Genomic DNA, 25937 nt, shown 5'->3' on the forward strand with positions numbered 1-25937 from the left:
TTGGTAATTGGTAATTGGTAATTGATTATTTTACTTCATAAATTAAAGTATTTGTTGGTGGATGAGTGTAAATTAGTTTAAATGTACTTGGCAATGTTTTTGGGTTACTCAAAGATTCCAGACCTTTCCATAAACTAGCTTCATAATCGCTATAAACAATATAACTAGCATTAATTTCTTTGGCTTTATCTAAATATTCGTTAGCATTTGTTGCTAAAGGAAACTCTGCTTTCAAATTTGCTAAATAAGCCAGGTGGGATTTGCGAACAATAATAGTTTCGTTAGGTAAAGAGGAAGTTTTTAAAAAAGCTGCTATCTCTACCAGATACTTAGGTTCGGAAACTAGAATTAATTTAGTTTCTATATAAGCCGCCGCGCTCAAAACTAAAACTAAATGTATTATAAAAATCCAGTTAAACGCCAATCTATATAAACGAGCTTTTCCGGGAAAAATAACCAAAGGATAAATAATTGAAGTGAATATAAGCGGAAACAAAAACAGATAATAGCGGCGGTGAAATCCTACCAAAACTAAAAGTAAATAACCGAGGAGGTTTAGTAATAAAAAAGCTGTCTGTTTTTGAGTAAGTTTATCTTGCTTTTGCTTGATGTCTTTGATTATAAAAAATAGTCCCCTAAGCACAAAAAACAAAGGTATAGCTAAAACAAGCTGATAAACCGGGAAGTTTAGACTATCTATTAAAGATTTGGGTAAAAAGAGTTTAGGAATGTTCAAAAACAAAACATCTTGCAGATATCTATTGATTAATTTGGGTGGATTGTATAGCAAGACTTCTGAGAAAGAATGAAAATGCGATCGCATTGCTTGTATATTAGTAATAAATTCATCATCTTGGGGATGAAAAAAGTGTGCGGCGACTTGTAAATAAGCCGTACTTGCAAAAGCACTACCGTTAACTTTCCAAGTATAAATAAACCAAGGAAAAGTTACTACAAAAACTCCAATTATAAAAATAACAGCTTTAATTAATCTTTTTTGCCAAGTTATCCGCTCAAAGTTTATAAAAATTAAGCAAAAAGCAATGCCTACACTTACAAAAATTGCATTTCCTCTCATTAAATAGGAAATTCCCGCCGCAAATCCTAACCAAAAGCAATTATTCAAACTTAAAAATGGTTGACGTAAAAAGAGATACAAAGATAGAGTAATAAACGCCGAGCTAACTACATCAGTAGCAGCTAAAAAAGAGCTAGGAATTAAGGTAAGTAATAAAAAAATAGTAGATATAAAAGCAATCTTATATCCAAATAAAGTTTTAAGTAAAAGGTAAGATATCCAACCAAAAAATCCGGTAGCAAACGCGCTAATAAGTTTACCAGCTATAAAAGTATTCCCCGTTAAAAAAGTTATCGCTGCTAAAAGTAAGCAATAACCAGGGGGATTATGCTCATAAGTGTAAAAACCTCCTGCTAAAATATTTTCAGCTTGTACCGCATAAACTTCATAAAAATCACTTTCTACCCCAAAAGCGCCAACTTCACGAAAAGAACCGATAAATAAAGCAAGCAAGCAGGTCGTAAGGCAAAAAACTAAGATAATGCGATCGCATTGCTTACTTGTTACCATAGTATTTAATTGCAAATTCTAGAGCTTTTGAGACATTTAAAACATTTGAAATTGGGTGTTGTGCTTTCATTTCAACCGATGTCCAACCTTGATAATTAAGACTTGCTAAAGTTTGAGCAAAAATTTCATGATTTACCTTTCCTTCTCCTATCGTTACTAGGGAAGGTTCGCTAATATGAAAGTGACATAATGTGCTGAAAGATTGTCTTAAAGCCTGAGAAATAGACTCGTTACTTAAAGTCATAGCAGCCGTATCTAAATGCAATCTAAAACCAGCACTGTTAACTTTATTTACTAATTCAAAACCCTGCCGAGAATCGGTAATAAAATCGCAATCATAAACTTGAGGATTAGGCTCAATACAAAAACTTATTCCTAAATTAGCGGCAAATTCACCTAGTTTATGAAAAAACTCTAGAGCTATTTCCTGAGTTTGTTCGTAGTTTAAGCCCACAAGTTGTCTATTTTTAGGAGCGCCGAATACTAAAACTTTAGCACCTAATTTGCTACCTAACTCAATCGTCTCTACCAAGTATGTAAACGTCTCTTGGCGCGTTTCAGCATTAGCAAAAATCGTTAAATCTGGTTTACCAAATAATAGAGATTGCATAGCAACAATTTTGATATTTCTACTTTGCCAAAAATTCTTATAGTCTTCAATGTCATCTTTTGTTGCTACTGAAGGCGAAGACCAAAGTTTAGTAGTAGCAATTTCCACTCCTTTGATTTCTAAAGCTTGCATAATTTGAGCGATCGTTTCTTCTTCGGCTAGTTGCCAAGCGATATTAGAAACTGCAATTTTCATTAAACTAATTTTATAAATTTATTAGCAAAATTTTACTGTAAAAATAACGGTGTCAGCTAAAGAAACAAAAAGAATTACCTGCCAAAAGGCAACAGCAACTTTTCGAGCTTAAAAATAGCTGCTTATTTTTAGTTAGGGGATTGCTAAAATTGAGCCACACTCTATTGCCATCAAATACACTAAGAGAAGTTGCTGTTTATCTCGGCTCTTGAATTATTGATACTATGCGATTAAAGAATAAATTGCGCTCCTTACGTCAACTAATTACTCATGGACTAGCGATCGCCTTTGGGGTACTGTTTGCCTTTAGTAGCTTGCGCGTCATGCCGTCTCAAGCTCTATCAATGCCAACCGTTGTAGATTCGGCTCCAATTGTCGCTCAAAAGCCTCCCAGAGCTAATGTAGGCTCTAATAACTTTGTTTCCGCCGCCGTCAACAAAGTAGGCTCAGCAGTAGTTCGTATTGATACTGAGCGTACCGTAACGCGGAGAATTAACGATCCGATGTTTGAAGATCCTACTTTTCGGCGCTTTTTTGGTGAAAGTTTCCCCCAGCGAATGCCCGAAGAACGATTAAGAGGGATAGGATCGGGGTTTATTATTGACCGTAGTGGCGAGATTTTGACCAATGCTCACGTAGTTAACCAGGCAGACAAAGTAACAATAAGGTTAAAGGACGGACGCACCTTAGAAGGCACAGTACAGGGCGCTGACGAAGTTACCGATTTAGCGGTAATTAAAGTTAATTCCACCAACGGCGATTTACCCGTCGCACTTTTAGGAGATTCGGGAGAAGTGCAAGTAGGTGATTGGGCGATCGCAGTGGGAAATCCTTTAGGCTTTGATAGTACGGTTACTTTAGGTATTGTCTCAACTTTAAAACGCTCTAGCGCTCAAGTTGGTATTCCTGATAAGCGTTTAGAATTTATCCAAACTGATGCAGCCATTAACCCCGGCAATTCTGGCGGGCCATTGCTAAATGATCAAGGTGAAGTAATTGGCATTAATACTGCGATTCGCGCCGATGCGATGGGAATTGGCTTTGCAATTCCGATTAATAAAGCCAAAGAGATTAAAGATAGGTTGATGCGCGGCGAGAAAATTGCTCACCCTTACTTAGGCGTACAAATGGAGAATCTGACTCCAGAACTTGCCAAAGCTAACAATACCGACCCCAATTCGCCGCTTAATGTACCGGAAGTTGAAGGTGTTTTAGTAGTGCGTGTAGTACCTAATTCCCCCGCAGCATCGGCGGGTTTACGACGCGGCGATGTAATTTTGCAAATTGACAAGCAACCTGTGACTACCGGGGAACAGTTGCAAAATCTTGTTGAAAATAGCCGCATCGGTCAGACTTTACAACTCAAAATTCAGCGTGGAAATCAAACCCAGCAAATCGGGGTGAAAGCTGGAGAGTTGCAAAGCGAGGCTGCATAGTCAGAGGAAGCAATACAAAGCAAGTATTGTTTCCTTGGTTTGTTCGAGGATGCGAAGCCCTGCGTGCGCGCTTGCGCTATCGCGCTAGGATAAAAAAAATCACCAATAACTAATTACTATGCCCGTTAAAGTTGGAGATACAGCGCCAGAATTTACCCTTCTTTCTCAATCTGGTACGTCTATTAGCTTGAAAGATTTTCGCGCTCAAAAATCCGTCGTACTTTACTTTTATCCTAAAGATGATACGCCGGGATGTACAAAAGAGTCTTGCGAATTTCGAGACTTCTATGAAGTATTTAAAGGTGCTGGGGCAGAAGTTATTGGCATTAGCGCCGATTCCCCAGAATCTCATCAAAAATTTGCTGCTAAGTACAATTTACCTTTTACTCTACTTAGTGACAAAGATAACCAAGTTCGTAAGCTTTACGGTGTTCCGTCAACAGCTTTTGTACTTCCAGGACGAGTAACTTATGTTATCGATGAGCAAGGAGTAGTCAAACACATTTTCAACTCCCAATTTGACTTTAAAGGTCACATTCAAGAATCGTTGAAAATTCTGCAAGCAGTGTAATAAGTGGGCGTACTTAAGTGTACGCCCTACAGATTTATTTAACTAAATGAGGTTTTTCGCTACTTTTACTTTGAGTAGTACCATTATTATTGTGTCCGTTATTGCGCGGTTGAATTACACCATAGCCGCCATGATTGCGCTCGTAAATTACGTTTATTTCTCCAGTTTGGACATTGCAAAACATATAAAAATCATGGTCTACGTTTTGTAATTGCTCTAATGCCTCGGCTGTTGTCATTGGTGGCATGGCAAAATACTTAGTACGGACAACTTCGGCTGGTAATTGAGGAGTGCGATCGCCTATTAAGTCGGTTACTAATGGTATCGTGTCGTCACTATCTGCTTCTACTATTGGTTCAACGGTCGCTTTATTAGGTTGCTTTCTCTCTTTGTATTTTCGCAGTTGACGAGCTATTTTATCTGCGACTAAATCTATACTTGCATACAAGCTCTCGCTGCTTTCTTCGGCACGAATTACACTACCGTTGGCATATATTGTTACTTCTGCTGATTCCTTGCTGCTAATACGTGGATTGCGAGCTACAGATAAATGTACATCTACTTCTGTCGTCAAAGATTGAAAATGATTTACCGCTTTTTCAATCTTCTGATGTACATACTCACGAATTGTATCGGTAAGTTCAATATTTTTGCCGTGAATGACAAGCTTCATATTTAATTCTCCGCTAAATTGCTTGTGCTAATTGTGTTTTGTTCAAAGGCAAAGCTAGAGTAATAGCGATTATTATAAATAACTATTCCTTGGTTTAGTGGGGCAATGCCGATTTCTGCTTTTTGAGCATCCAGTTACAATTTAAATATCTTTTCATTGCTACCACGCACCCTATTTATATTACCTTTTTTACTGCTAAAGTCGATTGGCTTACGTTGTTTGAAGATCGCAAAGATTTTCTGATAGCTAACTTAATTAGTTAGCAGTTAAGGTATATAGTTTTACAGTTACGATTGAAATTTTTAGCCCTTATACCAACGGTATAGATATTGATATTTTGCCCTTCAACACTTCAACTTTCTGGTGCATGGTTAGGTTAGAAGAAACTTCCTCCCTGCCGATTTGAGATCATACAGTTACCCTACCACTTTGTATTGGAGAAAACAGTTATTTTGCTCTAGCTTCAAGATTTTTTGCATCTGTTGACAATTCTTGATTTTAGCGCCGGGTTTTAAGCTCAAATTTAGTAAAAATTACCCTTGATTTTTGTAATGATTGCGAGTACCAAAACATTAACTGAAACTCACCGCCGTTGCTGTTACTTATATAACAGAGAATTAATAAGCTACTCCCTAGCTTGGGATTGGCAAAAAAAGCTACTACAAGAGCGCATCGATAATCCTAGTTTGCATGACGCTCTAATTTTGCTAGAACATCCGCCCGTTTATACCTTGGGACAAGGTGCTAGTCTAGATTTTGTAAAATTTGATATTGACAAAAGCGGCTTTGAGGTGTACCGAGTAGAGCGAGGTGGGGAAGTAACATATCATTGTCCAGGTCAATTAGTCGGCTACCCAATAATAAATTTGAGATACTATCGTCAAGATTTGCACTGGTACTTGCGACAGTTAGAAGAGGTGTTGATCAAGGTTTTGGCGGTTTATGGATTAAAAGGCGATCGCCTTAACCGATTAACAGGGGTTTGGGTAGAAGGGGTTAAGGTGGGTGCGATCGGCATCAAAGTTAGTCGCTGGGTGACTATGCACGGTTTCGCCTTAAATGTATGTCCCGATTTAACGGGGTTTGAGCAAATAGTACCTTGTGGAATTGCGGATAAAGCTGTAGGGAGTATGGCGCAATGGATTCCAGGTATTAAATTAGAGGAAGTACGCACCCAATTAGCGGTAGCTTTTGCGGAAGTATTTAGGGTTGATTTTATTGAAAATCAGGAGTTGTAGCACCATGCTTGAACAATTAGAAACTAGCAACCAAGAATCGATTATTACTCTTTACGATATCTCGTGGGAAAAGTTTGAGGCGATCGCATCTTTGCTAGAAGACACAAAAATACGTTTAACTTATTTAGATGGAACCCTAGATATAATGTCCCCTTCACCAGCGCATGAAGAATCGAAAAGTACAGTAGGTTTGTTGCTGGAAATTTACCTGCGACATATTGGGAGAAGATTTTATACTACAGGTGGATATACGCTAGGAAATCGTGAAGATGGCGCAAGGGGAGAGCCTGATGAATCGTATAACTTAGATTTTATTAAGCCTATACCAGATATCGCTATTGAAGTAGTTATTACTAGCGGTGGTGTGAATAAGCTAGAAAAATACAGGCGTTGGGGTGTACCGGAAGTTTGGTTTTACCAAAAGCAGCGAGTATTTATTTACCACCTACAAGCCAGTAAATACGAACAGGTAGATAAAAGTAAGTTTTTACCGGAATTAGATATAAATTTACTTGTTCGCTGCTTAAATATGCCCGATCAATACGATGCAACGATCGCATTTAACCAAGCATTGCAGCATGAAGGCTAGAAATTACTCGTTATTTTTAAGCGACTTAGAAAAGTACGCAGGCGATCGCTCTGGGGATTAGTTATAACATCACGGGCTATCCCTTGCTCTTCTATTTTGCCTTTATCTAAAAAGATAACTTTGCTTGCTACTTCGCGGGCAAATTGCATTTCATGGGTAACAACTACCATTGTCATTCCATCGGCGGCTAATTGCTGCATTACTTGCAACACTTCCCCTACAAGTTCTGGATCTAAGGCGCTTGTCGGTTCGTCAAAAAGCATAATTTGTGGATTCATACACAAACTTCGCGCGATCGCCACTCTTTGTTTTTGTCCCCCAGATAGTTGTTCTGGATAAGCAGATGCTTTATCAAATAAGCCTACTTTGTCTAAGTACACTCCGGCGATTTGGGCGCTTTCTTTCGGTGTTTTGCCTAATACCTGACGCGGTGCAAGGGTAAGATTTTCAAGGACACTCAAGTGAGGAAATAAGTTAAATTGCTGAAATACCATCCCGACCAAACTTCGCAATTGGCGCAGAGTTCGGTAGTTTAGGGTGGGGTGAGATATATCTATGCCGTTAACTACCAATTGTCCGCTATTGATGGCTTCTAGGCGGTTAAAACAGCGTAAAAGCGTACTTTTACCACACCCAGAGGAGCCAATCACAGCTACTACTTCTCCCTGGTTAATTGCACCAGTGATGCCTTGCAAGACTTTTAGGGAGCCAAAGTTCTTTTCAATATTATTAAAGGCGATTACTTTGTCCATATTTATTTAGCGTCTGGACTACTCAATCAATACTAATCGCTGTAGGAGCCGAACCTGTAATATTTACAGCACCAGGAGTAAGTTTGCGATATTGGCTGTACAAGCGATCGCGCCAGGTAAAAAATGGTTGATAAGCTAAATTGTCTGCTAAACCTGGTACGCCTTTGCCTTTTACATTAGCGGGTAAATCTAAGTAAGGGCCATCAGGAAACTTAATTAGCATTGATAATCCTGCTACCGATAAATCTGCTAAGGTAGTGCGATCGCCTACTAAGTAAGGACTATCTGCTAAAAGCAAGCACAATGCTTCTAAGTCTTGCTTTAAATCAGTTTCAGCCGACTTTACAATGTCAGGACTTGCGCCCACTCCAAACCCTAATATTTTTAATAGGTCATTGGGAACGGCTCCTACTAAGCCTTTTAATAAGTCTGGCGTAGTATTTGGCAATAAAGCTTTGCGGAAGTTTTGATCTTGGCTTAGTGCGCCAAATAAGGCTTGGCGGCTTTTTACACCAATGGATTCATCAGCCCATTCCTCTATTAGCAAACATAACCCTCTTTGCTTGGGATCGGTGGGAAATAGCGGACGATCAGGGTACTTTTGGTCTAAATATTTAGCGATTTCCGTTGAATCACTCACAATATTAGCACCGTCTTTGATCACCGGAACTTTACGTTGACCAGTTAGACGAAATAAGTCTATTTGCCCCATGCCTGGAATTACTTCGATTTTGCGGTAATCTAAGCCCTTGTAGTCTAAGATCAATCGCACTTTTTCGGAATACTGCGATAGTTCAAACTGGTATAATTCAATCATTTTTAGGTGTTACTTTGAATTTAACGTTAGTAATGTGCCTATTATTATGATTCCTCAAAAGGGTCTATTTTGACAAATTATCTTTATATAGCTAAGAAATTTTTGCTTTTTCGCAGAAGAGGCGATCGCTCTATTTATTTAACTATAAGTTGATAGGTTTTGTTTGAACTTACTTGTATCTAATATTACTATTATCAATAAAAAATACTCTCCCAGCTTGCAAGCTAAGAGAGTATTAATTCTTATTCAATTTCCGCATGATTTTGTTATGCAGTCCGGCGAGTTACTAAACCCCAGATAAACAATAAGACAATCGCGCCAATTACTGCAAAGATAACGCCTGGAATTGTCAAAGCTCCTACCGATGCTGCTGTCCCTACATTGCCACCAAAGAACATTCCACCTAGCCAACCACCAACTACCGCACCCAAAATTCCTAAAATCATTGTGGCAAGAAGACCGCCGCCTTGATGACCTGGGTAAATGGCTTTAGCGATCGCGCCTGCAATTAAACCCAACACTACCCATGCTAAAATTCCAAACATATTTTTTTCTCTTTTTGTTTTTAGTATTTCTGTTCCCTTATGTATAAGTTATCACTTGCACTTATCAATTTCACTCTATCGTAAGTAAGAATCTAAAGGCATAGAAATATCATCTTTGTCCATTGGTTTTAAAGTTTTAACGACACTATTTTATTTGGGTTATAGAAAATAATTTGTCGAGGGAACTTTTAAAACTATTCAGCTTCTTTAAACTAAATCAATCAATAACTTATTAACTATTAACAAACAGCAATTTGATGGGAAAACCTTTCAGATAATATTTCTAGCAATTAAATTGATAAATTATCAGTCTTAAGCTAGATGTGCGTTATGTTTTTGACCAAATCTTTGTCAAGTTGTAAGTAAATGTTGTAAAACTTATCAAGTGCCGGAAATAAAAAAAGGACAACAACAATGATTAAGAACAAAAAGCATGGTAGTAACTTGCTTAAAAAAGTGACTTACTTTTTGGGAATTGCCAGCGCCAGTGTTTTAATTGGCTTCCCTTTACAGGCGCAGCAGTCCGGGGGAGGAGTGCTTAACCCTAAACCAAGTATTTTTAACGAGCCTCCTTACAATCGCTCTGGTGGAGCCGCAACTCCACCAGAAACTAGCCCGGCTCCAATGCCCGATGCTACTACTCCGGCTCCAACTCCAGAAACTAGCCCGGCTCCAATGCCCGACGCTACTACTCCGGCAACAACTCCAGAAACTAGCCCGGCTCCAACCCCCGATGCTACTACTCCAGTACCATCGACTTCATCACCGACTGAGACTACTCCTGGCGCGTCAACAGGAAGTGAGAACTTAGTAGCTTTAGCCGCCGCCAATGGTTCTTTTAAAACTCTTACCGCCGCTTTAAAAGCCGCAGATTTAACGGCAACTTTAGAAGGTACAGGTCCATTTACAATTTTTGCACCAAACGATCAAGCTTTTGCAGCATTGCCTCAAGAAGCTCTGCAAGAATTATTGAAACCAGAAAACAAAGCATTGTTAGTCAAAATTTTGACCTACCATGTAGTTCCCGGAAAGGTAACATCTACAGATTTAAAATCTGGAGCAGTAAAATCTGTAGAGGGTGGTTCCATCAACGTTAAAGTTGATCCGGCTACAGGTGTATCACTGAACAACGATGCTAAAGTAGTTCAGCCAGATATTCAAGCTAGTAATGGCGTAATTCATGCAATTGACAAAGTGATTTTGCCCCCAGACATCTAAAAAGCTCCTTTTAGCTTGCTAGATAGCGATCAAACTTATCACTTTTTAACCCGCCTTAAGCAAGGCGGGATTTTTTATACAAGTGTTTAGACTTTTGACAAGTTTCAACTCAACGACGGTGTACGATCTTTCCATTGTGTAGATTGTTCATAAGCGTAAGCAACTTGAAATAACTGGTCTTCGCGTAAGACGTTACTTATTAGCTGTAAACCAATGGGTAAACCATTGTCATCAAAGCCACACGGTAAGCTTAAACCTGGCAAACCCGCCAAATTTACGGGAATAGTCATTAAATCGGTCAAATACATACTAATAGGATCGGCATTCTTTTCGCCAGCTTTAAAGGCTGTAGTTGGCGCTGTGGGCGATACTAATACATCTACTTGTTCAAAGGCTTTTTCAAAATCTTGCTTAATTAAAGTGCGAACTTTTTGAGCTTTGAGATAGTAAGCGTCGTAATACCCCGCCGATAAAGTATAAGTTCCGAGCATAATCCGCCGTTTGACTTCTGTACCAAAACCTTCCGCACGAGTGCGAGTGTACATTGATAAGAGGTTTTCGGGGTCGGTAGCACGCAAACCGTACTTAACTCCATCGTACCGGGCTAAATTTGCCGAGACTTCTGAAGGGGCAATAATGTAATAGCTGGGTAAGCCGTAGCGAAAACGAGGACAAGAAATCTCTTTTATTTCTGCGCCTAATTGTTTGAGTTGTTCAATCGCTTTACTCACTGCTTGGGCAACTACGGGATCTAACCCTTCGCCGAAAGTTTCAGTAATGATACCGATTTTGAGGTTTTTGAGGTCAGGTTTTAGCGATTTGGTATAATCGGGAATCTTAACATTTAGGCTTGTGGAGTCTTTGGGATCGTAAGATGCGATCGCCTTTAATAATATTGCTGTATCTTCTACACTGCGACCAAAAGGCCCAATTTGATCTAAAGATGAACCAAAAGCCACTAACCCAAACCGCGAAACTAAGCCGTAGGTTGGTTTCATGCCCACAACTCCACAAAAAGAGGCTGGCAAGCGGATAGAACCCCCCGTATCCGAGCCTATAGATACAGTACATTCATCGGCGGCTACGGCGGCGGCAGAACCCCCAGAGGAACCCCCAGGAACTCGCGTTAGATCCCAAGGATTGGCGGTAACTTGATAAGCCGAGTTCTCCGTCGAACTTCCCATCGCAAACTCATCAAGGTTAGTTTTACCAACCATTACCGCTCCTGCTTGAGCGAGGAGTTGCGTTACTGTTGATTCGTAAGGCGGTATAAAGTGTTCCAACATCTTTGAGGCGCAAGTTGTGGGAATACCTTTAGTACACATATTGTCTTTAATGCCGATGGGAATTCCAGCTAGTAAGCCAATGTCTTCGTTGGCGGCAATTTTGGCATCAATGGCTTGTGCTTGAGACAATGCGTGCTGGGCCGTGACACACAAAAAGCTATGTAGTTTGGGTTCTAAGGTGGCAATGCGGTTTAAAGTTTCTTGAGTAATTTCTACAGCCGAACGTTCTTTGCTAACTAGCTGCTGGTGCAACTCGCGGATAGATGCCATAAAAGCGCGTTCCTAATATAAGTCAATTTAGTATAGGCGATCGCATCTTACAGCGCCTTCAAAACTTGCTAGGTTTAGTAGTAAGTCAATCCTATAAATGCTATGACTGCCCTAACTTTAAATCTCCACTCCGCTATAGAGCTTACCGACGAACGATTTGAGCAGATTTGTCAATCCAACCGAGATTTAAGATTTGAACGTACTTCTACCGGAGAATTAGTTGTCATGTCACCAGCCGGAAGCGAGACAGGAAGGCAAAATTCGGGATTAAATGGGCAGTTGTGGCTGTGGAATCAACAAAATCGTCTAGGGGTAGGTTTTGATTCTTCGGCGGGTTTTACGCTCCCTAATGGTGCAATTCGTTCTCCTGATGCCTCGTGGATAAAACAAGAGCGCTGGGATACTTTAAATGCGGCTCAAAAGCGTAAATTTGCGCCTATTTGTCCAGATTTTGTCGTGGAATTATGTTCACCGAGCGATCGCCTAATTGATGTGCAAACCAAAATGCAAGAATATTTAGATAATGGCACTCGCTTAGGGTGGTTAATTCATCCCGAAAGCAAGAGCGCACAAATCTATCGCCCAAATCAAACGGTAGAAGTTCAAAACGCGCCTAACTCTCTATCTGGGGAAGATATATTGCCAGGTTTTGAGCTAGATTTACAAGAAATTTGGGCTTAATTTTGCAATCATCCAAACCTCACTGGCTTAATACTTACATTCAAGGGCAAGGTTTTCCAATTCTTTGCTTGCACGGGCATCCCGGCAAAGGTAGCAGTATGTCGGTGTTTACTCAACCTTTGTCTCAACACTTTAAAACGGTTTCGCCCGACTTGCGTGGTTATGGCAAAAGTCGGTTTCAGGGCAGTTTTGTCATGCAAGACCATTTAATTGACCTAGAGGCGCTGCTAGACCGTTTACAAATTGAAAAATGTCTAATTCTCGGCTGGTCTTTAGGTGGCATTTTGGCAATGGAATTAGCCTTAAAGTTGCCCAAACGAGTTACAGGTTTAATTCTAATTGCTACGGCGGCTCGTCCTAGAGGCAATCATCCACCGATTAGCTGGCAAGACAACTTATTCACTGGGGTAGCTTCAATCATTAATCAACTACAACCTAGCTGGCAGTGGAATATTGATACTTTTGGGAAAAAGTCTCTTTATCGCTACCTTGTCCAACAACATACAGGGGCTACCTACCGTTATCTTGCCTCCGATGCCATGTCAGCTTTTTTGCAAACTTCTCCGGCGGCTCAAGCTGCTTTAAATGCCGCCCTCAACGCTGGTTATAACCGTTTAGAGGCTTTAGAGCAAATTAGAGTCCCCTGCTTGATGCTGGCGGGGTCAGAAGACCGACATATTACCCCTTCCTCAAGCCTAGAAACTGCCCAGTATCTTAAAAATTGTCAGTGGCAATGCTACCCCAACACTGCCCATTTATTTCCTTGGGAAATACCCCAGCAAGTGAATAGCGATATTGATACTTGGCTTGCTGCTCATCCTGAAGTAACAAAGTAGGGGCAGGATGCCGCTCTATTTAGGATCTAATTACTAAAAGCTGGCTTATTGTATGTTTCTCTTTTTTCTGCCAAGTCCTCAGCGATTGTTAAAGCTTGAGGTTTACAGCGTTTGACTTGTACTTGTATGTTTATAGCGCCTTCTTGTTCTAGGTCTTCTACATAGCCATTAAGGGCATTACTGGCTTCTTTTGTACTCAAAAAGGGCCCAAAGTAGTAAGTACAATTAGGGGTTTGCGTGACAATTTCTACCCACCATGCCCAACCGAAGTTGTGGAAGAAGTTAGTTAAAATTTCTTTGAGATCGTGCCAAACATTTTTCATTTTCTTGTCCTAATACTATTTACAATGTGTTCTCTCAATCTCTACTGTTATATTTCTTTTTTCGCTTTGTCTAAATGCAATCTAGTTCCCCATCGTTGGCGATAGATTTCATAAAGAGCCATGCCTGTAGCTACAGAGGCATTCAAACTAGGCGTATCTCCCACTAGGGGAATTGACACTAATACATCGCAACAGTGCTGAGTCAATAAACTTAAGCCTTCACCTTCAGAGCCAACAACTAGAACGATCGCACCGCTAAATTGTACGGTATGTACTGGCTGACTTCCGGTTGCTGCTGTACCATAAATCCAAAAACCCGCAGTTTTTAATTCTTCCAATGCCCGACTAAGGTTTACAACTCTTGCCACGGCAAAGGTTTCTAAGGCTCCGGCTGCTACTTTCATGACTGTAGAAGTTATCCCTACCGCCCTTCTTTGCGGAATTACTAAGCCTTGAGCGCCGATAGCCTCGGCGGTGCGAATAATTGCCCCTAAATTATGGGGATCGTTAATGCTATCTGCCACTATAATTACTGGCTGCTCGGATTGAGCTTTGGCTGTTTCGATTAATTCGCTAAGTTCACTGTAACTGTAGGGGGCAATTTGAGCCGCTATACCTTGATGATTGGCGCGATTAGTAATTTGATCTAATCGTTTGGGTTCAACTTCGTCAACAACTGTGCCATTGTCCTTTGCTAGATCAATTAAAGAGAGAAATCGGGGATCGTAACGCAGGCGCGATGTAATCCAAAGCCGATGGAGAGAGCGCTGGTTTTCTAAAGCGGTTAATACGGTGTGACGACCATAAAGTAAGTCACTATCTTCTTCCTTTGCTGGAATGGGATCAGGTTTATAACGGTCTTCGTTATTGTAGCGATCGCTCTTTGGACTTGAACTATAACGATCTTCGTTTGAACTTGAAGGCTTGTAACGATCTTCATTATTGTAGCGATTACTTTTCGGTTGCCCTACGTTAGGCAATTTGTAACGGTCTTCGTTATTGTAGCGATCGCTCTTTGGACTTGAACTATAACGATCTTCGTTTGAACTTGAAGGAGTATAACGGTCTTCGTTATTGTAGCGATCGCTCTTTGGTTGTCCTACGTTAGGCAAACTGATTTTAAAGCTTTTGGGAGATTGTTTTTGACGATCTATTCCATAGCCTTTATTTGTGGGATTTTTTAAGACAGGTTTAGAGCCACCGTCATTCCCAATCCTCGGTTTACCCTGATATGGGTTACCAGAAATTATCTTCTTCTGAGGTTTATCAGCCATTTGTTCTTGTTAATTTAGATTCTGGCAAGCCGAATCAATAGTAGTTTATAGAAATTAAAAAGTTATTTTAGTATCTAAAGATTGATTTAAGGAATCTTTCGATGTATATTTATAATCTTTTCATATTTGCTCAATGGCTTTTATTTTAGCCCTCAAAAGCATAAAAGTGTTTTGGTTATAAGCTTTATAGCTTTTACTTGTTTACTGGCGCTTCGCGCAGGTTTAGTTTCTGCAGCAATTGACTCAATCGTGGGAAATTTGTCAGATAAAGATAACCAATTAAAGTTTCTAGGCTGGTAGCCCGTCCGTAAATTTCGGCATCTACTCGTTTTGGTGGGCGGTTAGCCGCATTGCGCCCCCGGCGGACAATTTCAAGTTCTGTCGGGGTTAAACAATCCCGCAAACATTCTAGTTGTAATGCTTGACTTTCAGCCCGTACTTGAGCTACTACCAATTGGTGGTAGGCGTAAGCAGTTTTTGGCGGCAATAAGTAGTTTGTTCTAATATAAAGCTCATATACCGCATCACCTATATAAGCTAAAGCTGCTGGAGAAACTTGTTGGATTTGTGCAAGGTTCATTGGTGTTAAATTCACCAGCCTTTGTAAAGATTGGATTGCTAATTCTTCAGGCTCTTGAACTAAGCACTTTTTCTCCTCAATCACAAATTATGTATTCCTCTATAACTCTTGGATTGGCAATAACTCTACTAAAGGTGCTGTTATTTATTAGTATGTTACCTGTTGTAGCTGTCCTTGACTATGATGGCGCGATCGCCAAGTTTTGGTGACTAACTACAGTTATCTTCACAATAACGACACAAAAATTAAGCTATCCAGATTAAAAAATTGGATAGCGGGTAATTGGTTTTTGACGTGAGAAGTTTTACGCCTGCTTAGTATTTTCTAAAGCTACAGCTACACTTGGGCGCAAAGATAAAAATTGTTCTAAGCGTACCAGCTTAACGGTCTGCGTAACACGGGCATTAGTGACAATTTGCAATGTCCCTGCACTTTGAGCAAGTTTTGCAAGTTGCACTAAAGCGCCTAAGCCAGAACTATCAACAAAATCAATTTGAGAAAGATCCAAAATAATATGTATGGGCCCTTCTTCTATATATTTGCCGATAACCTTGCGAAATGTTGGTTCAGAAAAAGCATCTAACAACCCTGTGAGGCGGAATAGCTGGTAGTTATCCTTGACTTCACGAGTACCTCTTAGGCTAACAGTTAGGTTTAATGGTTCAGCGATAATACTCTCCTCGCGGTGTCATTCATCAAGTTGAGGATTAAGTATAAGTTTTTTTCTGAGGAGTTGTCTACCGTTGAAAGACTTAACTTAAATTTGTTAATAGACATTGGCATTTGTCTGTTGCTTGTGTATGGGGAACGCTAAACTAACTTTAAGAGTGAACTAAAATTATTACCACTCTTAAGTATCAATAAAACGCTAAAATTATTAACTAAAATTAACAATGTCTAACTCTTATCACCAACCATCACCCAAGGATGGCTTAGACTTGGGTTTACTGACGATTTCTTGTAGTACCTTACTACAACTAAGCACTGCACCTGTATTAGTGGCGCTGGTAGTAGGAAAAGCCTTAGAACCCATTTTAAGCGCAGCTTCTCTCGCCAGCGTAGAAATGTTTAGAGGCGAGTTATTGCCTATTCTGCCTTTCCCTGAAAAAAATGCCTAGTAATAGCCTCGTTTCACAAGTGGTAACAAAATTTTGTTGTTTGTGAAACTACTTTAATTGGAATTAAACCCTAAAATTGTTAGATTATTCCCGGCTTTACCCGAATAGATACTTATGAGTTCGCTCCTCCACTCGTCTGATGAAGTATTAGGTGTTACTATCTCGCCCATCGATCTATTTTTGCGCGATCGCCTCCAAATAGTAGAAGACTTGTGGGAGTCGGTAATTCGGCTTGAATGCGGTCAAGAATTGGTCGATCTTTTAGGAAAACTGCGCGATTTGTGTTCCCCTGAAGGACAAGCAAACAACGACGAAGCGTCGTCTGTCACTAAGTTAATTGCCCAACTAGATTTTAATGAAGCAATCCGCGCCGCTCGTGCTTTTGCTTTATATTTCCAGCTAATTAATATTGTCGAGCAGCATTACGAACAGCGCCAACAACTTCTTAGCCGTTTTCCCCAAAAGTCTCAACAGATTTTACTTGATTCTATATCAGAAGAACCGCAGTTTGTCAATGGGGGAGTGGGCGCAAATTTATTAGAAAAAAATTGGCAAGCTATTCATAACGAACCTCAAGATCCGCGTACATTTCAGACGTTGTTTCCTTACTTGCGCGAGATGAATGTGCCACCCCAGCACATTCAAAGCCTCATTGACCAACTAGATATTCAACTCGTATTTACGGCGCACCCTACAGAGATTGTGCGCCATACAATTCGCGATAAGCAGCGCCGGATGGCGAAATTGTTTCAGCAACTCGACCAATTAGAAGAAGGTAAAGCAATTGTTGATGAAGCAAGTTCTTGGGAAGCGGCGGAATTAAAAGAGCAGTTGACTGAAGAAATCCGACTGTGGTGGCGTACCGACGAACTGCATCAGTTTAAGCCAGCAGTTTTAGATGAAGTAGAATATGCTTTGCATTACTTCCAAGAAGTTTTATTTGATGAAATTCCGAAGCTATATCAAAGTCTGAAACACTCTATTGCTCAAAGCTTTCCGCGTTTAAATCCCCCTAGCAAGAATTTTTGCAAATTTGGTTCGTGGGTAGGTTCAGATCGTGATGGCAACCCGTCAGTAACGCCCGAAGTTACTTGGCAAACAGCCTGTTATCAAAGGCAGATGGTACTAGAAAAATATATCAAATCTGTTAAACGCCTTACAGATTTGTTAAGTTTATCTTTGCATTTGAGCGATGTTTTGCCTGACCTATTGGAATCGTTAGAGCAAGAACAATCACAGATGAACGAGGTTTATGAGGCGCAAGCTTTGCGTTATCGTCAAGAACCTTATAGATTGAAGTTGTGCTATGTGCTGAAAAAATTAGAAAATACGCGCGATCGCAATGCTAGTTTATCTAATACAGACTTAAGGCAAAAAGTAATCAGTATTGATGCCAAAGGAATTTATCATGCTGATACTGATTTTTTAGCAGATTTACGGCTAATTCAAAGCAATCTTAAGGAAACGGGCATTAATTGCCGAGAATTAGATAACTTGATTAGTCAAGTAGAAATTTATGGTTTTACCTTAGCTCATTTGGATATTCGTCAAGAATCGTCCCGCCACGCTGACGCGCTTAATGAAATTTTAGAATATCTGCAAATACTACCCCGACCTTACCACGACTTGTCAGAAGCCGAGCGCGTGACTTGGCTAACTAGCGAACTTCAAACTCGCCGCCCTTTAATACCAACAGAATTGCCTTTTTCTCCAGCTACAAATGAGTTGATTCAAACCTTTCGTGTAGTGCGAAGCTTGCAACAAGAGTTTGGCGTTAATCTTTGTCAGACTTACATTATCAGTATGAGCCGGGAATTAAGCGACCTACTGGAAGTGTTGTTATTAGCTAAAGAAGCTGGACTATTTGACCCCGGTACGGCTACTGGGACGCTGCAAGTAGTGCCGTTATTTGAAACGGTAGAAGACTTACAACGCGCCCCTTCGGTAATGAAAAAACTGTTTGAGATGCCATCTTATCGCGCTTTATTAGCTGGTGGTTATGCCTCAAAGGGACATAGTTTTGACTTACAAGAAGTAATGTTAGGCTACTCCGACAGCAACAAAGATTCAGGGTTTTTAAGTAGCAATTGGGAAATCCATAAAGCTCAAAAAGAACTCCAAAAAATCGCTGAGGAGTATGGGGTACACTTGCGAATTTTTCACGGGCGCGGTGGCTCTGTAGGACGGGGTGGAGGGCCAGCTTACGAGGCAATTTTGGCGCAACCAGGCAATAGTATTAATGGGCGAATCAAAATTACCGAACAAGGAGAAGTATTAGCTTCTAAATACTCCCTGCCGCAATTAGCGCTCTATAATTTGGAAACGATCGCAACAGCCGTAATTCAAGCAAGCTTACTGCGGACGGGGTTTGATAATATTCAGCCTTGGAATGAGATTATGGAGGAGCTTTCAGCGCGATCGCGTTCTCATTATCGCAATTTAATTTACGAGCAGCCAGACTTTATCGATTTTTTCCATCAAGTAACCCCTATTGGCGAAATTAGCCAACTGCAAATTAGTTCTCGTCCCGCTCGTCGTCAGGGGGGAAATAAAGATATAAGTGGTTTGAGGGCGATTCCTTGGGTATTTAGCTGGACACAAACCCGCTTTTTGTTGCCTTCTTGGTACGGTGTGGGTACGGCTTTGCAAGAGTTTGTGCAAGATTCCCCTGAAGATCACATTAAATTGCTGCGGTGTTTCTATATGAAGTGGCCATTTTTTAAAATGGTGATTTCAAAAGTAGAAATGACTCTAGCTAAAGTAGATATTCAAATGGGACAGCACTATGTAGATGAGTTGTCACACCCAGAAGATAAAGCGCGTTTAGAAAGGGTATTTGAACAAATTGCTAACGAGTATTACCTGACGCGGGATTTAATTTTGACGATTACAGGGCATAAGCGGCTGCTGGATGGCGATCCAGTGTTGCAAAGGTCTGTACAATTGCGAAATGGGACGATTGTACCTTTGGGCTTTTTGCAAGTATCGTTGCTCAAGCGTTTACGTCAATCGGGTAGTACAACTTCAGGGGTGATTCATTCTCGGTACAGCAAGGGAGAATTGCTCAGAGGTGCGTTGCTAACTATTAATGGCATTGCGGCGGGAATGCGAAATACTGGTTAAAAATTGTAGAGACGTTCTGGTGGAACGTCTCTACGAATGGGTTTAATGCCCTAATAACTTGTCTCGCAGGCGCTTAATGCGATCGCGGAATTTTGCCGCTTCTTCAAACTCTAAGTTTTTGGCAGAGTCTTTCATCTGTGCTTCTAATTGCACGATTAAGTCAGGTAATTTATCTAAAGGTAAATCGTCTACTTGTTCGTCAACGATGGCTAATTCCTGAGCATTTAGTCGCCTTGATACTTCTAAAAATGACAATATTGAGTTGGCGGATCTTTTGATAATCGACTTGGGCGTAATCTGATGCTTTTCGTTGTAAGCAAGCTGGATTTCTCTTCGCCGATCAGTTTCTTCAATGGCTTTTGCCATGCTGTCGGTGAGATTGTCGGCGTACATAATTGCTTGTCCGTTTACGTGACGCGCCGCCCTCCCAATTGTTTGAATAAGCGATCGCGCCGAGCGTAAAAAGCCTTCTTTGTCAGCATCTAAAATCGCTACGAGAGACACTTCAGGCAAGTCTAAGCCTTCCCGCAACAGGTTTACACCGACTAAAACATCAAAAACTGCTTCTCGCAATTCCTGCAAGATTTCGATTCTTTGAATTGAGTTGATTTCTGAATGCAAATACCGCACCCTAACACCCCGATCTTGCAAGTATTCGGTCAAATCTTCCGCCATGCGCTTAGTTAAAGTGGTTACTAGCACTCGTTCTTTGCGGTCAATGCGATCTTTGATTTCTCCAAGTAAATCGTCTACTTGCCCCTCGGTGGGACGCACAAAAATTTCTGGATCGATTACCCCGGTGGGGCGAATTATTTGTTGGGCAATGCGATCTTCTGACAATTCCAACTCCCACTCTCCAGGAGTTGCGGAGACAAAGATACATTGATTGACCTTTTGCCAAAATTCATCGGCTTTGAGGGGGCGATTGTCGGCGGCGCTGGGTAAACGGAAACCATGCTCGATTAATACATTTTTACGGGCGCGATCGCCATTGTACATTGCCCGCGTTTGCGGGATGGTTACATGAGACTCATCTACCACTAACAACCAATCATCAGGAAAGTAGTCAACTAAGCACTCTGGCGGCTCTCCAGGGCTGCGTCCGGCTAAATGTCTGGAGTAGTTCTCTACGCCGTTACAATAACCTACTTCCCGCAGCATTTCTAAGTCGTAGCGGGTGCGTTGATCTATGCGTTGGGCTTCTAATAATTTGCCTTCAGTTTCTAAATCAAGTCGCCTTTGTCTCAATTCTCGATCTATGGCTTCGCAAGCGCCTTCTAGCCGTTCTTCAGGGGTAACAAAGTGTCTTGCTGGATAGATATTTATAGCTTCGATACTTTTAATGATTTCTCCCGTCACCGGATCGACGTAACGAATCGCCTCTACTACGTCGCCAAAAAATTCTACTCTAACAATGCGATCGTCATAGGCGGGTACTATTTCTAAGACATCTCCCCTTACTCTAAAGCGTCCTCGGCTCATTTCTAAGTCGTTGCGGCGATACTGTACGGTAACTAAGTCGCGTAATAGTTCCCTTTGATTAACTTCCTTGCCTATTTGTAAGGGAATAGCCGCTTTTAAATATTCTCTCGGCGTACCCAAACCGTAAATACAGCTAATTGAAGCGACAACGATCGCATCTCGGCGTTCAAAAAGCGATCTTGTAGCCGAGTGGCGCAACATATCAATTTCATCGTTAATTGAGGCAGTTTTTTCTATATAAGTATCGGTAACAGGAATATAGGCTTCTGGCTGGTAGTAGTCGTAATAACTGACAAAATACTCTACGGCGTTTTCAGGAAAAAACTCTCGAAACTCGTTACAAAGTTGAGCGGCTAAGGTTTTGTTGTGAGCCAAAACTAAGGTAGGTTTGCCGATTTTTTCAATTACTGAAGCAACAGTAAAGGTTTTCCCCGTACCTGTTGCGCCTAGTAAAGTTTGATAGCGTTTTCCGGCTTGAATACTTGTGGTTAGTTGGGCGATCGCTTTTGGTTGATCCCCCGTGGGCGAAAAAGGTGCTTGGAGTTGAAAGGAGCTATTGTTTACTATCATTAATTTTTGACTTTACTTTTATTAACAAAAATCTCAACTTAATAACTGCTGCTAGTTCCAAGTTTTTACATCTTTTAGCATAGATAACTAATATGTCTTCTGGCAGAAGTCTAAGGCTTGAATAAATAGTTAAGTTGTAAACAAGATAACAACTCTGCTTCAAAATTCAGATAAGTTTGAAGCTATTTTATTACTTAAGGAAGGACAAGATCATGGGTTTAGATGACAAAATCAAAGCTGCTGGTAAAAATATAGAAGGCAAAGCCCAAGAAGCTTTAGGTAATGTTACAGGCGATCCTGAAGATCAAGCAGAAGGCAAAGCAAAGCAAGCCGAAAGTACAGCGCGCAATACTGTAGAAGATGTAAAAGACAAAGTAAAAGAAAAGCTTGATTAATAGATTAATGAGCCTTAAGTAGATTGTAACAAAAGTCAAGGCTTATTAAACTAAGAGACAAATAAAAAAGCGGAACATTAGACTAATGTTCCGCACAATCTGTAAAAATAAAAACAAAGTAAATTCAGCATGATTAAGCAACTACGCAGAATTTTAACAGCGTTAGTCTTGGTATTGGTACTAACAACAACAGTAGCTTGTAATGGCGCTGTTCAAGCAAAGTCGCCAACCTTACCCGCCGCAAGTAGTAGTAACAATTACGGGCAAATAGAAAGAGGAAATAGCGCAGGCGGACAAGACTTTGGTAACTGGGTTGTCAGCAAAAGCAAAGGATTAGTTAAAGATGCTTACGTGCGCGACAACAATAAACTGGGAGTTATAGTTACTCCTCAAGTTAGCCCCACAGAAGTAAAACCTTTAGCCAAATCTTTAGCTCAAGGATTTCACAAAAACTTCCCCAATCAAGACTTAACAGTTTTGATGTACGCCCCAGATAAAAAATTGATTTTAACTGCAAAGTATGACGTTCAATCTAACCAGGTTGAATACAAATAAGTTGTCAATTGATTGTAAGTTTGACAACAATCAGCAGTTATTAATAAACAAAAGGAGAATAAATTAAATGAGTAGTAGCGATCAGTATAAACGTCAAATTATGAACGATTTGGCACAAGGAACTACAGAAAGTTTAGGCGATGCGGATACGGGTTCGGAATTGCAGTATGAAAACTTTGATGATTTTGCAAATCGTTCGTCTCATGAAGAACGCCGTCAATTATTTGGGCAATCTTTACATCATGATCGCATTCCTCCCGGACAACTAGAGCCAGAATTGCAAAAAGCGATCGCTCAAATTAAGCCCAACGAGCGCGATGATGTAGCCAAAGCCTTTTTCAAGCATTTGGAGAAAAGAGGCTTGAAAGACCGCGAATTGGAGCAACAGTTAGGTCTTACTACTCACCACGCCAGCAAGATGAACGTGGATGACGTAACTAAGTTGGCATCTTTTGCTTATCACAATCACCCTGATATCTTCCAAGAAGTATTAGCCGAGAAGCCTGGGGTAATTAAGTTTTTGAGTAATCCCTTAGTAGCTGCGGTAGTTGGAATTGCGGCTGCGAAATGGTTAGGCGATCGCCGTCATCAGTAATTGAATAAGATAAAAGATAAATAAGTCCGCCAAGATATGCGATCTTGGCGGACTTATTGCTAGGGATTTAGAGATCCCCCCCAACCCCCCTTGAAAAAGGGGGGAGAATATTTTTAAATTGGGGATGCTATCAACTGATGGTAAAGGGGGAGAATAGTTTATATTCTTCCTTTTTTGGGGAGATTTGAAGGAAAAGTGCAAGTAGTCTTTAAACTGCTGCAAGTTCTGGGGAAGGACGTTTGCTATTGCGAATACCTTTAATAGCTTCAGCATAATCGGGCGCATTAAATACCGCCGAACCTGCAACGATCGCATTTGCACCCGCTTCGATAACTTGCCAAGTATTATTAATCTTTAGACCGCCATCTACTTCAATCCAAGGATCTAAGCCGCGCTCGTCACACATAGCACGGAGTTTGCGAATTTTGGGAAGTACGCCAGGGATAAAGCTTTGACCGCCAAACCCAGGGTTAACGCTCATAATTAGCACTAAATCGCATAATTCCAAAACGTAATCAATCAACTCTAGCGGTGAACCGGGATTGAGTACAACTCCTGCTTTTTTACCGAGTTCTTTGATTTGTCCCAAAGTCCTATGTAAGTGCGGAGACGCATTGTGTTCGGCGTGAACGTAAATATGATCGGCTCCAGCTTTGGCAAAATCTTCTACATACTTCTCTGGTTCGACAATCATTAAGTGGACATCTAAAGGCTTTGTAGTCACCGGACGAATAGCCTCAACAATTAATGGGCCGATGGTAATATTGGGGACAAATCGACCATCCATGACATCAACGTGAATCCAATCGGCTCCGGCGGCATCAATAGCCCTAATTTCGTCTCCCAAACGGCTAAAATCAGCAGATAGGATAGATGGAGCAATTACAATCTGCTTGGATGATGGCGTATTAGTCATAGATTAGTTCTCCTAAGTCCTCGATTGTTAACTATTTTAACATCGGGCGACATTGCTATTCATAATCTAAAATAAAGTGCCTGGGTGCAAAGGCTTTTTTTGACAGCAGATGATAAAACAATTGACGTGGACGATTGGGGGATTAAGTGCGCTTGGGTTAGGTAGTCCAGCTTTAGCTTTACAAAATACATCTATTGGCGAAGCAGGAATCGATGCGTTGCGTTTGCACCAATTACCTTACGACTTAATTGGGCGCAAAATTAGTATTGGTCAAGTAGAAATTGGTCGTCCCGGACAATACGGTTTAGATAAAGCAGTGTCGGGACGAGCGATCGCCCTTGCTGGAGTATTTTTACGCGATCGCCCCGCCAAAGCAAATAGTAACTTAGATCCCCACGCCCAAAACGTTGCTAGCGTGATGATTAGCTCAGATAAAGCTATTCGCGGTGTAGCACCAGGAGCTAGGCTATATTCGGGGGCGGTTGGCTCTTTAAAAACTGGTGGACAACCGGAAGAATGTTTGTCCGCGCAGCACGTAGCAATGCAAAATAGCGGCGATGTTAGAGCGATAAATTTTAGCTTTGGGGAAACTTTAGAACGAGATCCGCGCGTTAACGCTCGTTTGGATGGCAAAGCTTTATTAACTCAGTGTATAGACTGGTCTAGCCGCTTTCACAATGTTTTGTATGCGATCGCAGGCAACCAAGGGAAAGGGGGTATCCCTATCCCTACAGACAATTACAACGGTATTAATGTCGCTTTTAGCAGCCGTAGAAACGGGATTTTTAACAAAGTAGATGTTTCTAATTTGAGCGATATCAAAGTTGGCTTAGAAGGGAGATTGAATGGAAAAGAAGTAAACCTAGGCATCCGCCGTGGTATTGGTTTAGTCGCACCAGGAAGCAATATTTCTTTACTCAATCCCAACGGTAAAGTTACGAAAGTAAGTGGTACGAGTTTCGCTACTCCCCACGTCACTGCAACAGTAGCTTTATTACAAGAATACGGCGACAGACAGTTGCGCTCCAAAAAAAATAATTGGAGTTTGAACGCTCGTCGTCAAGAAGTAATGAAAGCTGTGATGCTAAATTCTGCTGATAAACTGCTTGATACCGTTGCATCTTTGCGCTTAGGTATGACTAAAACAATTATCGATAAGCAAAATCAAGACTGGACGGCTTCGGATGCTTACACTGACCCCAAAATTCCCCTCCACGCGCAAATGGGAACTGGTCAATTAAATGCTTTTCGCGCCTACGGGCAATTTAGTCCGGGAGAATGGAAACCTACGGCAGTAGTTCCGGCGATTGGCTGGGATTATGGTTTAGTTAGTGCTAATTCAATGCAGGAATACCTATTAGCTAAACCTTTAGTACAAGGGGGTTTTGTGTCGGTGACTCTAGCTTGGAATCGACTGGTAGAGTTAAACGATGCTAATAAAAACCAGCAGTATGATGTCGGGGAGACTTTTAGCGATCGCGGATTAAATAACTTAGACCTTTATCTAGTTAGCACCGAATCCAACAACCCATCTAGTAGTCTTTGTACGTCTATTAGTGAAGTTGATAGTGTAGAACATATTTTTTGTCCTGTTCCCCGCACAGGTAAATACAAAATCCGCGTCCAATTTGACCAAAAAGTCAATCAAGCAACTCAGCCTTATGCTCTGGCTTGGTGGACAAAATAACTAATTCCTGTTAC

26 protein-coding genes are annotated in these 25937 nt (G+C 40.9%); 13 read left to right on the forward strand and 13 right to left on the reverse strand.

The genetic code is table 11. The features are described 5' to 3' along the window. Positions 1 to 25: 25 nt before the first annotated feature. The gene (locus tag C7B70_RS06605; RefSeq protein WP_106368264.1) at positions 26 to 1588 is read right to left on the reverse strand and encodes a glycosyltransferase family 39 protein; all 1563 of its coding nucleotides are present in this window, start codon (positions 1586 to 1588) and stop codon (positions 26 to 28) included. After that, on the reverse strand, positions 1575 to 2393 hold the full coding sequence (locus C7B70_RS06610) for a sugar phosphate isomerase/epimerase (RefSeq protein WP_106368265.1): 819 nt from the start codon (positions 2391 to 2393) through the stop codon (positions 1575 to 1577). Before C7B70_RS06610 ends, C7B70_RS06605 begins: the two co-directional genes overlap by 14 nt. A 224-nt stretch (positions 2394 to 2617) precedes the next feature. Here C7B70_RS06610 and C7B70_RS06615 point away from each other — a divergent pair, with 224 nt between their 5' ends. Both C7B70_RS06615 and C7B70_RS06620 read left to right on the forward strand, forming a co-directional pair. Beyond that, positions 2618 to 3829 carry an HhoA/HhoB/HtrA family serine endopeptidase gene (locus tag C7B70_RS06615; protein ID WP_106368266.1) on the forward strand — a complete coding sequence of 404 codons (1212 nt, stop codon included), beginning with the start codon at positions 2618 to 2620 and terminating at the stop codon, positions 3827 to 3829. Positions 3830 to 3947: 118 nt separating this feature from the next. Continuing rightward, entirely contained in the window at positions 3948 to 4400 is a 453-nt protein-coding gene (locus C7B70_RS06620) for a peroxiredoxin (protein WP_106368267.1), read from the forward strand. 34 nt (positions 4401 to 4434) lie between these two features. Here C7B70_RS06620 and hpf read toward each other — a convergent pair whose 3' ends face one another. Next, positions 4435 to 5073 carry a ribosome hibernation-promoting factor, HPF/YfiA family gene (hpf, locus tag C7B70_RS06625; protein WP_106368268.1) on the reverse strand — a complete coding sequence of 213 codons (639 nt, stop codon included), beginning with the start codon at positions 5071 to 5073 and terminating at the stop codon, positions 4435 to 4437. A gap of 551 nt (positions 5074 to 5624) precedes the next feature. Here hpf and lipB point away from each other — a divergent pair. Further along, positions 5625 to 6311, forward strand: coding sequence for a lipoyl(octanoyl) transferase LipB (gene lipB, locus C7B70_RS06630; RefSeq protein WP_106368269.1), 687 nt, complete (start codon positions 5625 to 5627; stop codon positions 6309 to 6311). Positions 6312 to 6315: 4 nt separating this feature from the next. Then, the gene (locus C7B70_RS06635) at positions 6316 to 6900 is read left to right on the forward strand and encodes a Uma2 family endonuclease (RefSeq protein WP_106368270.1); all 585 of its coding nucleotides are present in this window, start codon (positions 6316 to 6318) and stop codon (positions 6898 to 6900) included. On the opposite strand, the gene C7B70_RS06640 is transcribed toward C7B70_RS06635, so the two are convergent. The 3 genes from C7B70_RS06640 to C7B70_RS06650 all read right to left on the reverse strand — a co-directional run bounded on the left by C7B70_RS06640 (position 6897) and on the right by C7B70_RS06650 (position 9014). Next, positions 6897 to 7652 (reverse strand): amino acid ABC transporter ATP-binding protein, encoded by a 756-nt coding sequence (locus tag C7B70_RS06640; protein ID WP_106368271.1) that lies wholly within the window; start codon positions 7650 to 7652, stop codon positions 6897 to 6899. The two genes, C7B70_RS06635 and C7B70_RS06640, sit on opposite strands and share 4 nt — an antisense overlap. 22 nt (positions 7653 to 7674) lie before the next feature. Next, positions 7675 to 8469, reverse strand: a complete 795-nt coding sequence (locus C7B70_RS06645; RefSeq protein WP_106368272.1) for a glutathione S-transferase family protein — start codon at positions 8467 to 8469, stop codon at positions 7675 to 7677. Positions 8470 to 8735: 266 nt separating this feature from the next. Continuing rightward, entirely contained in the window at positions 8736 to 9014 is a 279-nt protein-coding gene (locus C7B70_RS06650; RefSeq protein ID WP_106368273.1) for a GlsB/YeaQ/YmgE family stress response membrane protein, read from the reverse strand. A 414-nt stretch (positions 9015 to 9428) separates the two neighbouring features. Here C7B70_RS06650 and C7B70_RS06655 point away from each other — a divergent pair, with 414 nt between their 5' ends. Then, positions 9429 to 10232 (forward strand): fasciclin domain-containing protein, encoded by an 804-nt coding sequence (locus C7B70_RS06655; protein ID WP_106368274.1) that lies wholly within the window; start codon positions 9429 to 9431, stop codon positions 10230 to 10232. A 104-nt stretch (positions 10233 to 10336) separates the two neighbouring features. Here the strand turns inward: C7B70_RS06655 and gatA are convergent, their stop codons facing one another. Beyond that, a complete protein-coding gene (gatA, locus tag C7B70_RS06660; protein WP_106368275.1) occupies positions 10337 to 11788 on the reverse strand; it encodes an Asp-tRNA(Asn)/Glu-tRNA(Gln) amidotransferase subunit GatA in 1452 nt (483 codons plus the stop codon). A gap of 102 nt (positions 11789 to 11890) precedes the next feature. On the opposite strand from gatA, the gene C7B70_RS06665 reads away from it, so the two are divergent. Both C7B70_RS06665 and C7B70_RS06670 read left to right on the forward strand, forming a co-directional pair. Further along, positions 11891 to 12469 (forward strand): Uma2 family endonuclease, encoded by a 579-nt coding sequence (locus tag C7B70_RS06665; protein WP_106368276.1) that lies wholly within the window; start codon positions 11891 to 11893, stop codon positions 12467 to 12469. Between the two features lie 2 nt (positions 12470 to 12471). Continuing rightward, positions 12472 to 13305 carry an alpha/beta fold hydrolase gene (locus tag C7B70_RS06670; RefSeq protein ID WP_233220841.1) on the forward strand — a complete coding sequence of 278 codons (834 nt, stop codon included), beginning with the start codon at positions 12472 to 12474 and terminating at the stop codon, positions 13303 to 13305. Positions 13306 to 13331: 26 nt separating this feature from the next. Here C7B70_RS06670 and C7B70_RS06675 read toward each other — a convergent pair whose 3' ends face one another. The 4 genes from C7B70_RS06675 to C7B70_RS06690 all read right to left on the reverse strand — a co-directional run bounded on the left by C7B70_RS06675 (position 13332) and on the right by C7B70_RS06690 (position 16152). Continuing rightward, the gene (locus C7B70_RS06675; protein WP_106368278.1) at positions 13332 to 13628 is read right to left on the reverse strand and encodes a DUF1816 domain-containing protein; all 297 of its coding nucleotides are present in this window, start codon (positions 13626 to 13628) and stop codon (positions 13332 to 13334) included. 47 nt (positions 13629 to 13675) lie between these two features. Next, positions 13676 to 14608: a 23S rRNA (guanosine(2251)-2'-O)-methyltransferase RlmB gene (rlmB, locus tag C7B70_RS06680; RefSeq protein WP_106368315.1), complete on the reverse strand. Its 933-nt coding sequence runs from the start codon at positions 14606 to 14608 to the stop codon at positions 13676 to 13678. A 487-nt stretch (positions 14609 to 15095) separates the two neighbouring features. After that, positions 15096 to 15482: a Mini-ribonuclease 3 gene (locus C7B70_RS06685; protein WP_106368316.1), complete on the reverse strand. Its 387-nt coding sequence runs from the start codon at positions 15480 to 15482 to the stop codon at positions 15096 to 15098. Between the two features lie 304 nt (positions 15483 to 15786). After that, the gene (locus tag C7B70_RS06690; RefSeq protein WP_199192107.1) at positions 15787 to 16152 is read right to left on the reverse strand and encodes an STAS domain-containing protein; all 366 of its coding nucleotides are present in this window, start codon (positions 16150 to 16152) and stop codon (positions 15787 to 15789) included. Between the two features lie 223 nt (positions 16153 to 16375). Here C7B70_RS06690 and C7B70_RS06695 point away from each other — a divergent pair, with 223 nt between their 5' ends. Beyond that, positions 16376 to 16600 carry a hypothetical protein gene (locus C7B70_RS06695; protein WP_106368280.1) on the forward strand — a complete coding sequence of 75 codons (225 nt, stop codon included), beginning with the start codon at positions 16376 to 16378 and terminating at the stop codon, positions 16598 to 16600. A 114-nt stretch (positions 16601 to 16714) separates the two neighbouring features. Next, a complete protein-coding gene (ppc, locus tag C7B70_RS06700; RefSeq protein WP_106368281.1) occupies positions 16715 to 19723 on the forward strand; it encodes a phosphoenolpyruvate carboxylase in 3009 nt (1002 codons plus the stop codon). Between the two features lie 42 nt (positions 19724 to 19765). On the opposite strand, the gene uvrB is transcribed toward ppc, so the two are convergent. Next, positions 19766 to 21775 carry an excinuclease ABC subunit UvrB gene (gene uvrB / locus C7B70_RS06705; protein WP_106368282.1) on the reverse strand — a complete coding sequence of 670 codons (2010 nt, stop codon included), beginning with the start codon at positions 21773 to 21775 and terminating at the stop codon, positions 19766 to 19768. A 212-nt stretch (positions 21776 to 21987) separates the two neighbouring features. Here uvrB and C7B70_RS06710 point away from each other — a divergent pair, with 212 nt between their 5' ends. From C7B70_RS06710 to C7B70_RS06720, 3 genes are all read left to right on the forward strand, one after another. Then, positions 21988 to 22170, forward strand: coding sequence for a CsbD family protein (locus tag C7B70_RS06710; protein ID WP_106368283.1), 183 nt, complete (start codon positions 21988 to 21990; stop codon positions 22168 to 22170). Between the two features lie 129 nt (positions 22171 to 22299). Continuing rightward, positions 22300 to 22725 (forward strand): hypothetical protein, encoded by a 426-nt coding sequence (locus tag C7B70_RS06715; protein WP_106368284.1) that lies wholly within the window; start codon positions 22300 to 22302, stop codon positions 22723 to 22725. 67 nt (positions 22726 to 22792) lie between these two features. Further along, entirely contained in the window at positions 22793 to 23320 is a 528-nt protein-coding gene (locus C7B70_RS06720; RefSeq protein ID WP_106368285.1) for a hypothetical protein, read from the forward strand. A gap of 208 nt (positions 23321 to 23528) precedes the next feature. Here C7B70_RS06720 and rpe read toward each other — a convergent pair whose 3' ends face one another. After that, the gene (gene rpe, locus C7B70_RS06725; RefSeq protein WP_106368286.1) at positions 23529 to 24236 is read right to left on the reverse strand and encodes a ribulose-phosphate 3-epimerase; all 708 of its coding nucleotides are present in this window, start codon (positions 24234 to 24236) and stop codon (positions 23529 to 23531) included. Positions 24237 to 24345: 109 nt separating this feature from the next. On the opposite strand from rpe, the gene C7B70_RS06730 reads away from it, so the two are divergent. Next, positions 24346 to 25923, forward strand: a complete 1578-nt coding sequence (locus tag C7B70_RS06730; RefSeq protein WP_106368287.1) for a S8 family serine peptidase — start codon at positions 24346 to 24348, stop codon at positions 25921 to 25923. Positions 25924 to 25937: the final 14 nt, after the last annotated feature.

This window comes from Chlorogloea sp. CCALA 695 (assembly GCF_003003885.1).
Classification (GTDB): Bacteria; Cyanobacteriota; Cyanobacteriia; order Cyanobacteriales; family Chroococcidiopsidaceae; genus Aliterella.